The organism is Rhodococcus kronopolitis (genome assembly GCF_042654025.1).
Taxonomy (GTDB): domain Bacteria; phylum Actinomycetota; class Actinomycetes; order Mycobacteriales; family Mycobacteriaceae; genus Rhodococcus_G; species Rhodococcus_G kronopolitis.
In genome coordinates this window covers 57,894-71,395 of record NZ_JBHSFO010000009.1, presented here as the reverse complement: position 1 = coordinate 71,395, position 13,502 = coordinate 57,894, and the positions used below count along the sequence as shown (strand labels likewise).

Below are 13,502 nucleotides of genomic sequence, written 5' to 3'. Positions count from 1 at the left end.
ATTGAAGGTGACGCCGGTCACCGACGACGGATGGAGTGTGTGATGAGTTCTCCCGAGCCCATTGTCATCGTGGACGGGGCCCGTACCCCGGTCGGCAGCTTCGGCGGCGCGTTCAAGGACGTACCCGCGCACGAGCTGGGCGCAACGGCGGCGCGGGCCGCGCTCGCGCGCGCCGGTGTGGCTCCGGAGGACATCGACGAGGTGGTCATGGGCTGCATCGGTCAGGTCGGACCCGACGCCTACAACGCGCGGCGGGTGGCGCTGGCCGCCGGACTCCCGGTCTCCGCGCCTGCCTATACCGTCAACCGGCTGTGCGGCTCGGGCCTGCAGGCCGTGTGGTCGGCAGCGATGCAGATGCGCTGGGGCGGAGTCGATTTCGCCCTCGCGGGCGGCGACGAGAACATGTCCCGGATGCCGTTCTACGACTTCGCCGCACGCAGCGGTTACAAGCTGGGTGACCGCACCCTGGTGGACGGCACCGTCGGCATGCTCACCGACCCGTTCCACAACGTGCACATGGGCGTGACCGCCGAGAACGTTGCCACCAAGTACGGCGTCAGCCGCCTCGAGCAGGACGAGTTCGCCGCCGAGTCGCAGCGCCGGGCCGCCACCGCCGCCGCCAAGGCCGCCTTCGCCGAGGAGATCACCCCGGTCGAGATCGGCGGGCGCAAGCCGGTCACGGTCGAGGTCGACGAGCACCCCAAGCCGGGCACCACCGTCGAGACCCTCGGCAAGCTGCGCGCGGCCTTCGTCTCCGGTGGCACCGTCACCGCAGGCAACGCGTCGGGCATCAACGACGGCGCAGGCGCGCTGGTGCTGGCCACCGCGTCCGCGGCCGAGGCGAAGGGCCTGTCCGGACTGGTGACCATCGAGGCCGTCGCGACGGGCGCGCTGGAGCCGGAACTGATGGGCTACGCCCCGGTGCTGGCGCTGCGGAACCTGTTCGAGCAGACCGGAACCACCCCGGCCGACATCGGAGTGGTGGAGCTCAACGAGGCCTTCGCCTCGCAGGCGATCGCGACCATCCGCGACGCGGGCCTGGACCCGGAGAAGACCAACCCCTACGGCGGTGCGATCGCGCTCGGCCACGCGGTCGGCGCCACCGGTGCGATCCTCACCCTGCGGGTGGCAAAGGACATGGTGCGCCGCGACCTGGAACTCGGTGTCGTCACGATGTGCATCGGCGGCGGTCAGGCCCTGGCGGCCCTCTTCCGGCGGGTCTGACACAGCCGACCCGCCCGACGGACGGATGCCCGTCGGGTGCCATACGGCCCGACAGGGAGGTGGGGCATCGGCGCTAGCATCAGCTGATGCCCCACCACCTCGCCGACGCCACCTGGCCGGAGGTCGGCGAGCGCCGGCCCGCGCTCGCGGTGCCGGTCGGCGCGCTCGAACAGCACGGCCCGCACCTGCCGCTCGACACCGACACCCGGATCGCGTCCGCCGTCGCCGCGGCGCTGCCGGGGTTCGCCCTCGCCCCGGCCATCGCGTACGGCGCCAGTGGCGAGCACGAGGCGTTCGCCGGGACGGTCTCGCTCGGCGCCGAGGCGTTGCGGGCGGTGGTGACCGAGTACGGCCGGTCGGCGTGTCGCTGGGCGCCGCGCGTGTTGCTCGTCAACGGGCACGGCGGCAATGCGCCCGCGCTGGCCGAGGCCGTCGCGCTGCTGCGTTACGAGGGCCGGGACGTGGCCTGGGTGCCGTGCGCGGTACCGGGGGCGGACGCGCACGCCGGGCGCACCGAAACCTCGCTACTGCTGCATCTTTCGCCTTCCGAGGTGCGCCTGGACCGGGCCGAGCCGGGGGACCTGCGGCCGATTGCGGAGATCCTGCCTGCGCTGCGTGCCGGTGGCGTCGCCGCGGTCAGCCCCAACGGGGTGCTCGGTGACCCGACCGCGTCCAGCGCGGCGGAAGGCGAACGTCTGTTCGATGAGCTGGTGGGTCGGTGCCGCGCCGCCGTCGCCCGGTGGGAACCCGATGCCAAGGGGATGTTGCGATGAGGGCAGATCCGAATACGATCACCTGATGCGTCAAGCCCGACTACCCGACGGATTCGGGGTGCGGATCGACCCGAGAGTGCGCACCTACTCCGGGGGCAAGATCCTCATTGGTGGTACGCCCACCCGCATGCTCAAGCTTGCGCCCAACGCCGCTGCGATGATCGGCGACGGTTACCTCGAGGTCGTGGATCCGCAGTCCGCGGCGGTCGCGCGGCACCTCCTCGACTCCGGGGTGGCCAACCCCCGGCCGATGAGCTCGCCGTCCAGTCGTGACGTCACCGTGGTCATCCCGCTCCGGAACAACGCGGCGGGACTCCACCGGCTGCTGCCTGCGCTGCGTGGCCTCGAGGTCATCGTCGTCGACGACGGCTCCGACCACCCGGTGACGCCGCCGCCGGTCACCGACGGCTGCGGCAGTGTCCAGGTGCTCCGGCACGAGACCTCCCTCGGCCCGGCCGCGGCGCGCAACACCGGAATCGCCGCCGTGACGACCGAGTTCGTCGCGCTGCTGGACTCGGACGTGGTGCCCCGGACCGGGTGGCTGGACGCGATGCTCGGCCACTTCAGTGACCCGGGGGTGGCCATGGTCGCCCCGCGGATCGTCGCACTGGCGCCGGAGGGCGGCGCCATCGCGCGGTACGAGCACACGCGGTCCTCACTGGACCTGGGCGGCAAGGAGGCTCCGGTGCGGGCCGGCGGCGCGGTGTCCTACGTGCCCAGTGCCGCGATGGTGGTGCGGCGCGTCGCACTCGACGACTGCGGTGGTTTCGACACCGCGATGCACGTCGGCGAGGACGTGGACCTGTGCTGGCGCCTGCACGACGCCGGCTGGCGACTGCGCTACGAGCCGATCGCCCGGGTCGCGCACGACCACCGGGTCTCTTTCCGAAATTGGTTCGGCCGCAAGATGTTCTACGGAACCAGTGCCGCCCCGCTGGCCTCCCGGCATGCCGGGATGGTGCCGCCGGTCGCGATGTCCTGGTGGACGCTGGGATCCTGGATCCTGCTGGCGACCGGCACCCGGCTGGGACTGCTCGGCGCCGTCGCCACCCAGACGGTGACCGTGATCAGGCTCCGGCGCACCTTCCGTGAGCTGGACCGGCCCACCCGCGTCGCGACGGTGATGGCGGCACAGGGTCTGGTCGGTGGTGCCTGGCAGCTGGCGTCGGCAATGTGCAGGCACTACTGGCCGGTGACGCTGCTCGCCGCCGCGGTGTCGCCCCGGGTTCGGCGTGCGGTGATCGCGGTGGCCGTCGCCGAGGGCGCGGCCGACTGGTGGACGCATCGCGCGCCCGGTGGCCTCGGACCGGTGCGGCACGTGCTGTTCAAGCGACTCGACGACGTCGCCTACGGAACCGGGCTCTGGCGCGGTGCGGTCAGCGACCGCAGCCTCGCCGCGCTGACGCCGCGACTGAAGGGCTGACCCCCGTGCCGGCCCCGGCGACGGTGGCCGACGTGATCGTCGTCGGTGGCGGGTCCGCAGGGTGCGTGGTCGCGGCCAGGCTTAGCGAGAACCCGTACTGCACAGTCGTTCTGGTGGAGGCCGGTCCGCCCGCCCCGGCACCGGGCCCGGTCGGGACGCTGCCGGTGGGCCCCGGCAGCGAACTTGTCTGGTCCTACTCCGCGGAACTCGAACCGGGTATCCCGGCGACCCTGGCGCGGGGGCGGGTGCTCGGGGGGTCCGGCGCGGTCAACGGCGGGTACTTCGTGCGGGGCACGGCCGCCGACTTCGAGCGCTGGCCCGCCAGCTGGTCGTACCGGGCGGTGCTGCCGTACTTCCGGCGACTCGAGACCGATCCGGTGGGCGAGCGGCGCTGGCACGGCGACGACGGACCGATGCCCGTCACCCGAACACCCGCCGCGGACCTGCACCCGGTCAGCCGCGCGTTCGTCGCGGCCGCCACCTCGGCCGGGTTCGGGTACCAGGCGGACCTCAACGAGCCCGACGCCGTCGGGGTGGGTCCGGTGCCGCGCAATGCCGCGTCGGGACTGCGGGTCAGCACCGCCGACGCCTACCTCGGCGCCGGACCGGCCCGGCCGAATCTGCGGGTGCACACCGGAACGACCGCGCGCAGGCTGCTGTTCGCCGGTACCCGGGTGGTGGGGGTCGAGGTGGAGGAGCAGGGGCGGGGGTGGGCGCTGCACGCGGACCGGGTGGTGGTGTGCTGCGGCGCGGTTGCCACCCCGCACCTGCTGATGCATTCGGGTATCGGTCCGGCGCAAGAGCTTTCGGAGCTCGGCCTCGACGTGCTGGTGGACCGTCAGGGAGTCGGCCGGGGATTCACCGACCACCCGGAGGTCACCGTCGGATATCGCCGCCGCCCGCTGCCGCATCGGAGCACCACACCGTTGCTGGAGGCGGTGCTCGAGGCGGAACTCGACACCGGGCCGGTGGAGTTGCGGCCGTACACCGCCACCTTCGGCGAGGCGATCCCCGGTGTGTCGGATCCGCTCGGCCGGCTCGGGGTGGCGTTGATGCGCCCGGACAGTCGGGGCGAGGTGGTCCTGCGCTCGGCCGACCCGTCCGCCGCGCCGCTGGTCCGGTACCGGTACCTGCGGACGGCCGCGGACCGCGCGGGGCTGCGTGCCGGGCTCGACCTCGCCGAGCGACTGCTGCGATCGGACGAGTTCGCCGGGTTGCTCGATCCGCCGGAACCGGGCGCCGCCGCCGCGGCGATGCGCGCCGGAGTCGGGACGTCGATGCACCTGTCGGGCAGTTGCCGGATGGGCAGTGGGGCGCACCCCGGTGACGTGGTCGACGAGCGCTGCCGGGTGCTGGGGGTGCAGGGGCTCTGGCTGGCCGACACCTCGGTGATGCCGGAGCTCACCTCCCGGGGGCCGCATGCCACGGCCGTGATGATCGCGGAGCGGGTGGCCGGCTTTATCGAGATGTGACGAGTCTGGACGCCTGACCAGGTGTTCCCTTGCCGATCGCCGTGTGATTGGGATTACAGTGAAGGCTGACGTCATGAAGGAGACCGAGTGACCAGACAGCCGCACGGCAACCCCTGGGTGGCCGTTCGACCGGGTGACGATGTCGTGCAGTTGGCCCGCACGAACTCGGATGCGCACAGCTCGTTCGTGGACGGCGCGTTCGCGAACGGGGCCATCGTGGACGGGACAGCGTGCGGCGGCGACCCGGACCGCCCCGGAGTTCGCGCGGTCGTGCTCGACTCCTGGCTGCGGAGTCGGAGCAAGGGCGTCGACCCGGACGGCCGCGAGGCCGTCGTCGACCTCGGCGCCGACGAACTCGAGCGGTACCGGTCCGCACATCCGATGGCCTTGATCCGGCCGGTGGTGCGCAAGCTGCTGGTCGAGGACATCGCGGACACCGGACTGCTGGTGGCGATCAGCGACGCCCGCGGCAGGCTGCTGTGGGTGGAGGGCGACTCCGCGGCGAAGGACCGCGCCCTGGCAATGAACTTCGCGGAGGGCGCCGACTGGAGCGAGGAGCGGGTCGGGACCAATGCGCCCGGCACCGCGATCGCGCTCGACCACTCCGTGCAGATCTTCGGGGCCGAGCACTTCAGCCGCACCGTGCACGACTGGAGTTGTTCGGCGGCTCCGGTGCACGACCCGATGACCGGGCAGATCATCGGCGCGATCGACATCACCGGCGGCCCCCGGGTCGCGGTGCCGGAGGTGCTGGCCCTGGTCCGCGCCACCGTCGCAGCGGCGGAGTCCGAGTTGCGGCTGCACCTGCTCAACTCGCCCCGACTGCTCGGCGCGGGACCGCCTCGTCTGCAGGTTCTCGGGTCGCAGCGGCCCACCCTCGTCCGAGACGGCGACCGGGTGACCCTCTCGCAGCGGCACGCCGAGATCCTGCTGCTGCTCGCCGACCGGCCGGAGGGCCTGAGCACCGACCAGTTGGCGATGCTGCTCGACGAGTCGGACCTGGACTCGGTGACCGTGCGGGCCGAGATGTCCCGGCTGCGCAAGGTGTTCGGCGCGCAGGGCCTCGGGTCGAGGCCGTACCGACTGCTCGCGGACCTGGTCTCGGACGTCGGGGAGGTGCGGCGCGCGCTCGACCGGGGCGACGCGGCGGCAGCCCTGGCCGCCTACCGTGGGCCGGTGCTGCCGGGTTCGGTCGCGCCCGGCGTCGAGGACATCCGCGAGCAGCTGCGCAGCGGCATGCAGGCGGCACTGCTGCGCGACGGGGACGCCGCGCAGCTGGCCCGCTGGACGTCGACCCCCGAGGGCCGCGAGGACGCCGCCTCGTGGACCGCCTACCTGTCCTCGATCGCGCCGGACTCGCCGATGTACGCGCAGGTCAGGGCCCGGGTCGAGGTGCTCGACCGCAAACTGGGCGGATGACGTCGACGAACGCAACGTAGTTGCAACCATCCGACTCGTAGTGTCCTGGATCACAGCCCCTGTTCTTGCTTCACAAGCACCAGGGTCGTGGCCCGGCGCACCTGCCCGGGCCTGCGCCCCCGCACACACACGAGGAGTCATCGATGACTGTGTACGCCCGCCCCGGCACGCCGGATGCCGCGATGTCCTTCCAGTCCCGCTACGACAACTGGATCGGCGGACAGTGGGTAGCGCCCGTGAAGGGCCAGTACTTCGAGAACCCGACGCCGGTCACCGGCGAGAACTTCTGCGAGATCGCCCGCGGCACCGCCGAGGACATCGAGCTCGCCCTCGATGCCGCCCACGCCGCGGCGCCCGCCTGGGGCAAGACCTCGGTCGCCGAGCGCGCGGTCATCCTCAACAAGATCGCCGACCGGATGGAGCAGAACCTCGAGTCGATCGCACTCGCCGAGTCCTGGGACAACGGCAAGCCGATCCGCGAGACCCTCAACGCCGACATCCCGCTGGCCATCGACCACTTCCGGTACTTCGCCGGCGCCATCCGCGCCCAGGAGGGCACGCTGTCGGAGATCAACAGCGACACCGTCGCGTACCACTTCCACGAGCCGCTCGGCGTGGTCGGCCAGATCATCCCCTGGAACTTCCCGATCCTGATGGCCGTGTGGAAGCTGGCCCCCGCGCTGGCCGCAGGCAACGCGATCGTCCTCAAGCCCGCGGAACAGACCCCGGCGTCGATCCTGCACCTGATCGGCATCATCGGCGACCTGCTGCCCGCCGGCGTGCTCAACATCGTCAACGGCTTCGGCACCGAGGCGGGCAAGCCGCTGGCGTCGAGCCCGCGGATCAAGAAGATCGCGTTCACCGGCGAGACCACCACCGGCCGGCTGATCATGCAGTACGCCTCGCAGAACCTGATCCCGGTCACCCTCGAACTCGGCGGCAAGAGCCCCAACATCTTCTTCTCCGACGTCCTCGCCGCCAACGACGACTACCAGGACAAGGCGCTCGAGGGCTTCACGATGTTTGCGCTCAACCAGGGCGAGGTCTGCACCTGCCCGTCGCGCGCGATCATCCAGGCCGACATCTTCGACGAGTTCCTCGCGATGGCCGCGATCCGGACCAAGGCGGTGCGCCAGGGCAACCCGCTCGACACCGACACCATGATCGGCGCGCAGGCCAGCAACGACCAGCTCGAGAAGATTCTCTCGTACATCGAGATCGGCAAGGCGGAGGGCGCGCAGCTGATCACCGGCGGCGAGCGGGCCGACCTCGGCGGCGACCTGGCAGGCGGTTACTACGTGCAGCCGACCGTGTTCACCGGTAACAACAAGATGCGCATCTTCCAGGAGGAGATCTTCGGACCCGTCGTCTCGGTGACCTCGTTCAAGGACTACGACGAGGCCATCGAGATCGCCAACGACACGCTCTACGGTCTCGGCGCAGGAGTGTGGTCGCGCGACGGCGGCGTTGCCTACCGGGCGGGACGCGACATCCAGGCCGGCCGGGTGTGGACCAACACGTACCACCAGTATCCCGCGCACGCGGCCTTCGGCGGCTACAAGCAGTCCGGCATCGGTCGCGAGAACCACCACATGATGCTCGACCACTACCAGCAGACCAAGAACCTGCTGGTGAGCTACGCGCCCAAGGCGCAGGGCTTCTTCTGAGCCCTGCGGCGCAGTGAACGACCGGGGCGCCCGCCGTCCCTGCCCCCGCGGCGGGCGCCCCGGTTCCCTACCAGTGGTGACGGAGGATCCGATGACCGAGACGATGAAGGCTGCGGTGGTCCACGAGTTCGGCAAGCCCCTCGTGATCGAGGACCTGCCGATCCCGGTACCGGGCCGCAACGAGGCGCTGGTGAAGGTCGCGACCAGCGGTGTCTGCCACACCGACCTGCACGCCGCGAACGGCGACTGGCCGGTCAGACCGAGTCCGCCGTTCGTGCCCGGTCACGAGGGGGCCGGCACCGTCGTGGCGCTGGGCGACGGAGTCACCGAACTGGAGGTCGGACAGCGAGTCGGCAACGCCTGGCTCTGGTCGGCGTGCCTGGAATGCAGGTTTTGCCGCACCGGCTGGGAAACCCTCTGCGAGAAGCAGGTCAACGGAGGTTATTCGGTCAACGGTTCGTTCGCGGAGTACATGCTGGTCGACTCCCGCTTCGCCGCCCGTATTCCGGACGGGGCAGACCTGGTCGAGGCCGCGCCGGTGCTGTGCGCGGGCGTCACGGTCTACAAGGGACTCAAGGTCAGCGACCTCGAACCCGGTCAGTGGGTGACCATCTCGGGTATCGGCGGCCTCGGCCACGTTGCGGTCCAGTACGCGGTGGCGATGGGAATGCGGGTGGCGGCCGTCGACGTGTCGGCCGACAAACTCGAACTCGCCCGCCAGTTCGGCGCCGAGGTGCTGGTCAACGCGGCCGAGGAGGATCCGGTCGAGGTGATCCAGGCGGCGACCGGCGGCACCGACGCGGTGCTGGTGACCGCGGTGCATCCCGAGGCGTTCGGGCAGGCCATCGGCATGGCCCGACGCGGCGGGACGATCACCTTCAACGGGCTGCCGCCCGGCGACTTCCCGGCACCGATCTTCGACACGGTGCTCAAGGGACTGACCCTCCGCGGATCGATCGTCGGCACCCGGCAGGACATGGCCGAGGCGTTCGACTTCTACGCCCGCGGCGCGATCAAGCCGACCGTGCATGTCCGTCGACTCGAGGAGATCAACGACGTCTTCGACGAGTTGCGCGCGGGCAAGGTCGACGGCCGCATCGTCCTGGACTTTGCATGAGCGAGGTGCCGGGCCGCATCGTGGCCACGGCCGGGGCGGTCGAGTTGCTCCGACGGCTGCGCGATGCGCACGGCCCGTTGATGATGCACCAGTCCGGCGGATGCTGCGACGGCTCGGCGCCGATGTGTTACCCCGCAGGGGAATTCATCGTCGGTGACCGTGACGTACTGGTCGGGCTCCTCGACCTCCGGCTCGGCGCGGGGGAGAACGCGAACTCGCTGCCCGACGGCGTCGACGCCGTGCCGGTGTGGATCTCGGGTTCCCAGTTCGAGGTGTGGCAGCACACCCAACTGGTGCTCGACGTGGTCCCGGGCCGCGGCTCCGGGTTCAGCCTGGAGGCGCCGGAGGGCCTGCGGTTCCTCAGCCGGGCCCGGGCCTTCGCCCCGGACGAGGTCGCGGCGCTCGCGGCGGACGCGCCGCTGACCGGCGAGCAGTGGGAGCGGGGCGCTCGCCCCGGCCTGCCCGCCGGGCCGCAGGTGGTGACGGAGGCGGTCGAAGCCTGCCCGGTGCCTGCGGCGCGAACCCGCGGCGGCGCCGCGGAGTCGACCCACGTCACCGGCGGCCTGCCGTAGGACGAGGCGTCGAACCGCCCGCGACCTCGCCGGTCACCCCTTGTCCCAACCCCTTGTCCCAGCCCGCTCATTCTCCCTCGACGCGTACCCCCGCCGGTGCCGCAGCCCCGCTGCCACTGGTGGTGCCTCCCCGTGTCGTGTGACCATTTACCCGAAGGAGGAGGTCGCGATGGCGATCACCGTCAGCAAGCCCTCACACGAGGACTTTCACAACGAGGACAGCGAGTACCTCGCGAAACGCACGCTGAAGTCCGGTTCCGCGGGCTGGCTGCTGCTTGCCGGACTCGGCGTCAGCTATGTGATCTCCGGTGACTACGCCGGCTGGAACAACGGACTGGCGCACGGTGGCTTCGGCGGACTGCTCATCGCCGGCATCGTGATCGCCGGGATGTACCTGGCCATGGTGCTCGGCATGGCCGAGATGTCCTCGGCGCTGCCGGCGGCGGGCGGCGGCTACACCTTCGCCCGGCGCGCCCTCGGGCCCTGGGGCGGATTCGCCACCGGCACAGCGATTCTCATCGAGTACTCGATCGCGCCCGCGGCAATCGCCACCTTCATCGGCGGCTACGTGGAGTCCCTGGGCCTGTTCGGGATCACCGACGGCTGGTGGGTGTACCTGGCGGTGTACGCGATCTTCATCGGCATCCACCTCACCGGTGCCGGCGAGGCGCTCAAGGCGATGTTCGTGATCACCGCGATCGCGCTGGTCGGCCTGGTGGTCTTCGCGGTGTCCGCGTGGGGCCTGTTCGACGCGGACAACCTCACCGACATCCCCGTCGACACCTCGGCGGTCGGCGCGTCGTCCTTCCTGCCGTTCGGGGTTTTCGGTATCTGGGCCGCGGTGCCGTTCGCGATCTGGTTCTTCCTGGCCGTCGAGGGGGTCCCGCTCGCCGCCGAAGAGGCCCGCGAGCCCGAGAAGAACGTGCCCCGTGGCATCCGGATCAGCATGCTGCTGCTGATCGTGACCGGTGCCGGCGTGCTGTTCCTGGCCACCGGCGCGCTCGGGGCGGAGGCGCTGTCCACCTCGGGCAACCCGCTGGTCCAGGCTCTCGGCGACGCGGGAGCTGCCAAGGCCGTCAACTACATCGGCCTCGCCGGCCTGGTCGCCAGCTTCTTCTCCATCATGTACGCGTACTCCCGGCAGACCTTCGCGCTCTCGCGTGCCGGCTACCTGCCGACCGGGCTCTCGGTGACCAACTCGCGCAAGGCGCCGGTCCTGGCGTTGATCGTGCCGGGAATCGTCGGCTTCGTGCTCTCACTCACCGGCGAGGGGGCCATGTTGCTGAACATGGCGGTGCTCGGCGCGGCCGTCAGCTACGTGCTGATGATGGTCAGCCACATCGTGTTGCGCCGGCGTGAGCCCGACATGCCGCGCCCCTACCGCACCCCCGGCGGCATCGTCACCACCTCCTTCGCGCTGGTGATCGCGGTCGGCGCGGTGATCGCGACATTCCTGGTCGACGTGACCGCGGCGATGTGGACGGTCGCGGCGTTCGCGGCCTTCATGGCCTACTTCGGCCTCTACAGTCGACACCACCTGGTGGCGAACTCCCCGGACGAGGAGTTCGCGGTGCTCGCGAAGGCCGAGGAGGAACTCGAATGACGACCTACCGTCAGCAGATCCGGGGCGTGACCCACGCCTTCGACGGGCTCGTCGAGCTGATGGCGAAGGCGACGCCGCTGCGCAGCGGGGACGAACTCGCCGGGTGTGCGGCATCCTCGGACGCGGAGCGGGCGGCGGCGCAGTGGGCCCTCGCGGAGGTCCCGCTCGAGCGGTTCCTGCAGGAACTGCTGGTGCCGTACGAGACCGACGAGGTCACCCGGCTGATCATCGACTCTCACGATCGTGTTGCGTATCAGTCGATCTCACACCTGACCGTCGGTGGCCTGCGGGACTGGCTGCTGTCGGTGGCTGCCACCGACGGGGCCGCGTCGACCCTGCGTGCCGTCGCGCCGGGGCTGACGCCGGAGATGGTCGCCGCGGTCAGCAAGATCATGCGGAACCAGGACCTGATCGCGGTGGCGCGGGCGGTGGAGGTCACCGCGGCGTTCCGCACCACCGTCGGACTGCCCGGCCGGCTCAGCACCCGGCTGCAGCCGAACCACCCCACCGACAACCCGCGCGGCATCGCGGCCGCCACCCTCGACGGGCTGCTCCTCGGCTGCGGCGACGCGGTGATCGGGATCAACCCGGCGACCGACTCGCCGCACGCCACCGCGGACCTGCTGCACCTGCTCGACGACATCCGCACCCGCTTCGACATCCCCACCCAGTCCTGCGTGCTCTCGCACGTGACCACGACGATGGACCTGATCGCCGAGGGCGCCCCCGTCGACCTCGTCTTCCAGTCGATCGCGGGTACCGAGGGCGCCAATTCCGGTTTCGGCGTGAACATCTCGCTGCTGCGGGAGGCGAACGCCGCGGGCCGTTCCCTCGGCCGCGGCACCGTCGGCGACAACGTGATGTACCTCGAGACGGGCCAGGGTTCGGCGCTGAGCGCGGGCGCGCACCTGGGCGCCGGGGGCCGGCCGGTGGACCAGCAGACCCTCGAGACCCGGGCCTACGCGGTGGCCCGCGACCTGCAGCCGCTGCTGGTGAACACGGTCGTCGGCTTCATCGGGCCGGAGTACCTCTACGACGGCAAGCAGATCGTCCGGGCCGGCCTCGAGGACCACTTCTGTGGCAAGCTGCTCGGCCTGCCGATGGGCGTCGACGTCTGCTACACCAACCATGCGGAGGCGGACCAGGACGACATGGACAACCTGCTGACCCTGCTGGGGGTGGCGGGCGCGGCCTTCGTGATCGCGGTTCCGGGCGCGGACGACGTGATGCTCGGCTACCAGTCGCTGAGCTTCCACGATGCGCTCTACGTGCGCCGGGTGCTCGGGTTGCGCCCCGCCCCGGAGTTCGAGGCCTGGCTCGCCCACCTCGGCATGACCGACGAGTCGGGGCGGGTGCTGCCGGTGGCAGCGGCCGCCTCGCCGCTGCGCGCACTGACGGGGGGATAGGTGAACAGCGAAGCGCGGGGCCACGAACCGCAGGACCACGAACGGGGCGACCGGGTCCAGCCCGGCGACCCGACGGGCGATTTCTGGGAACAGTTGCGGCGCAGCACCCAGTCCCGGATCGGTCTCGGCCGGACCGGTGACTCGCTGCCGACGAACCGCGTGCTCGAGCTGCGTTCGGCGCATGCGGCCGCCCGCGACGCGGTGCACCTGCCGCTGGAGGTCGACGGACTGGCCGAACGGATCGAGGCGATCGGCCTGGGTGACGCGGCGCGGGTGACCAGCCGGGCATCGAGCCGGGCGGAGTACCTGCGCCGGCCCGACCTCGGGCGGCTCCCGGCCGACCTCGCGGCCGTACCGCACAGCGGTGCGGACCTGGGTTTCGTTCTGGGCGACGGGCTTTCGCCACTGGCGTTGAGCGAGCACGGTGCGCCGCTGCTGGCCGCGCTGGTCGCGGAGCTGTCCGAGCGTTACTCGATCGCGCCGCCGGTGATCGCGACGCAGGCCCGGGTGGCGCTCGGCGACCACATCGCCGAGGCGATGGGCGTACAGACGGTGATCGTGCTGATCGGCGAGCGCCCCGGGCTGTCGGTGGCGGACAGCCTCGGCGTCTACCTGACCCACCGGCCGCGACCGGGCCGCGCCGACGCCGACCGCAACTGCATCTCCAACATCCACCCGCCGGAGGGGCTCGGGTACGCCGAGGCTGCGCGGGTGGTTGCGGGCCTGGTGTCCGGGGCGCGGCGTCTCGGCCGTTCCGGCGTCGACCTGAAGGACACTTCCCGCTCCGGCGCGTTGACCTCGGGGGAGGGGCCCGCCATCGAGTGAG

The 13,502-nt window shown here is 71.3% G+C and carries 11 protein-coding genes; all 11 read left to right on the top strand.

From position 1 onward, the window contains the following. Window positions 1–42 precede the first annotated feature (42 nt). The 11 genes from ACFO6S_RS14930 (at window position 43) to eutC (ending at window position 13,501) form a co-directional block, all read left to right on the top strand. Window positions 43–1,224, top strand: a complete 1,182-nt coding sequence (locus ACFO6S_RS14930; RefSeq protein WP_378418253.1) for a thiolase family protein — start codon at window positions 43–45, stop codon at window positions 1,222–1,224. A gap of 86 nt (window positions 1,225–1,310) precedes the next feature. Continuing rightward, window positions 1,311–1,997 (top strand): mycofactocin biosynthesis peptidyl-dipeptidase MftE, encoded by a 687-nt coding sequence (gene mftE / locus ACFO6S_RS14925; RefSeq protein WP_378418251.1) that lies wholly within the window; start codon window positions 1,311–1,313, stop codon window positions 1,995–1,997. 25 nt (window positions 1,998–2,022) lie between these two features. Continuing rightward, window positions 2,023–3,420, top strand: a complete 1,398-nt coding sequence (gene mftF, locus ACFO6S_RS14920; RefSeq protein WP_378418249.1) for a mycofactocin biosynthesis glycosyltransferase MftF — start codon at window positions 2,023–2,025, stop codon at window positions 3,418–3,420. Window positions 3,421–3,425: 5 nt separating this feature from the next. Beyond that, window positions 3,426–4,892, top strand: a complete 1,467-nt coding sequence (mftG, locus tag ACFO6S_RS14915; protein ID WP_378418247.1) for a mycofactocin dehydrogenase MftG — start codon at window positions 3,426–3,428, stop codon at window positions 4,890–4,892. 87 nt (window positions 4,893–4,979) lie between these two features. Then, window positions 4,980–6,311, top strand: coding sequence for a sigma-54-dependent transcriptional regulator family protein (locus tag ACFO6S_RS14910; protein ID WP_378418245.1), 1,332 nt, complete (start codon window positions 4,980–4,982; stop codon window positions 6,309–6,311). Window positions 6,312–6,454: 143 nt separating this feature from the next. Beyond that, a complete protein-coding gene (adh, locus tag ACFO6S_RS14905; protein ID WP_378418243.1) occupies window positions 6,455–7,978 on the top strand; it encodes an aldehyde dehydrogenase in 1,524 nt (507 codons plus the stop codon). Between the two features lie 91 nt (window positions 7,979–8,069). Beyond that, window positions 8,070–9,095 carry an alcohol dehydrogenase AdhP gene (gene adhP, locus ACFO6S_RS14900; protein ID WP_378418241.1) on the top strand — a complete coding sequence of 342 codons (1,026 nt, stop codon included), beginning with the start codon at window positions 8,070–8,072 and terminating at the stop codon, window positions 9,093–9,095. After that, window positions 9,092–9,667, top strand: coding sequence for a DUF779 domain-containing protein (locus tag ACFO6S_RS14895; RefSeq protein ID WP_378418239.1), 576 nt, complete (start codon window positions 9,092–9,094; stop codon window positions 9,665–9,667). The genes adhP and ACFO6S_RS14895 overlap by 4 nt, the downstream gene beginning before the upstream one ends. 169 nt (window positions 9,668–9,836) lie before the next feature. Then, a complete protein-coding gene (eat, locus tag ACFO6S_RS14890) occupies window positions 9,837–11,270 on the top strand; it encodes an ethanolamine permease (protein WP_378418237.1) in 1,434 nt (477 codons plus the stop codon). After that, complete coding sequence (locus ACFO6S_RS14885) at window positions 11,267–12,676, top strand: ethanolamine ammonia-lyase subunit EutB (protein WP_378418235.1); 1,410 nt, start codon at window positions 11,267–11,269, stop codon at window positions 12,674–12,676. Before eat ends, ACFO6S_RS14885 begins: the two co-directional genes overlap by 4 nt. Then, on the top strand, window positions 12,677–13,501 hold the full coding sequence (eutC, locus tag ACFO6S_RS14880) for an ethanolamine ammonia-lyase subunit EutC (RefSeq protein WP_378418233.1): 825 nt from the start codon (window positions 12,677–12,679) through the stop codon (window positions 13,499–13,501). The last annotated feature ends 1 nt before the right edge of the window (window position 13,502 follow it).

What these genes read in the sequence shown, in the direction of transcription:
- mftE (WP_378418251.1), top strand. Translation starts at nt 1,311, where the DNA reads ATGCCCCACCACCTCGCCGACGCCACCTGGCCGGAGGTCGGCGAGCGC.
- ACFO6S_RS14895 (WP_378418239.1), top strand. Translation starts at nt 9,092, where the DNA reads ATGAGCGAGGTGCCGGGCCGCATCGTGGCCACGGCCGGGGCGGTCGAG.
- eat (WP_378418237.1), top strand. Translation starts at nt 9,837, where the DNA reads ATGGCGATCACCGTCAGCAAGCCCTCACACGAGGACTTTCACAACGAG.
- adh (WP_378418243.1), top strand. Translation starts at nt 6,455, where the DNA reads ATGACTGTGTACGCCCGCCCCGGCACGCCGGATGCCGCGATGTCCTTC.
- mftF (WP_378418249.1), top strand. Translation starts at nt 2,023, where the DNA reads ATGCGTCAAGCCCGACTACCCGACGGATTCGGGGTGCGGATCGACCCG.
- ACFO6S_RS14885 (WP_378418235.1), top strand. Translation starts at nt 11,267, where the DNA reads ATGACGACCTACCGTCAGCAGATCCGGGGCGTGACCCACGCCTTCGAC.
- adhP (WP_378418241.1), top strand. Translation starts at nt 8,070, where the DNA reads ATGACCGAGACGATGAAGGCTGCGGTGGTCCACGAGTTCGGCAAGCCC.
- ACFO6S_RS14930 (WP_378418253.1), top strand. Translation starts at nt 43, where the DNA reads ATGAGTTCTCCCGAGCCCATTGTCATCGTGGACGGGGCCCGTACCCCG.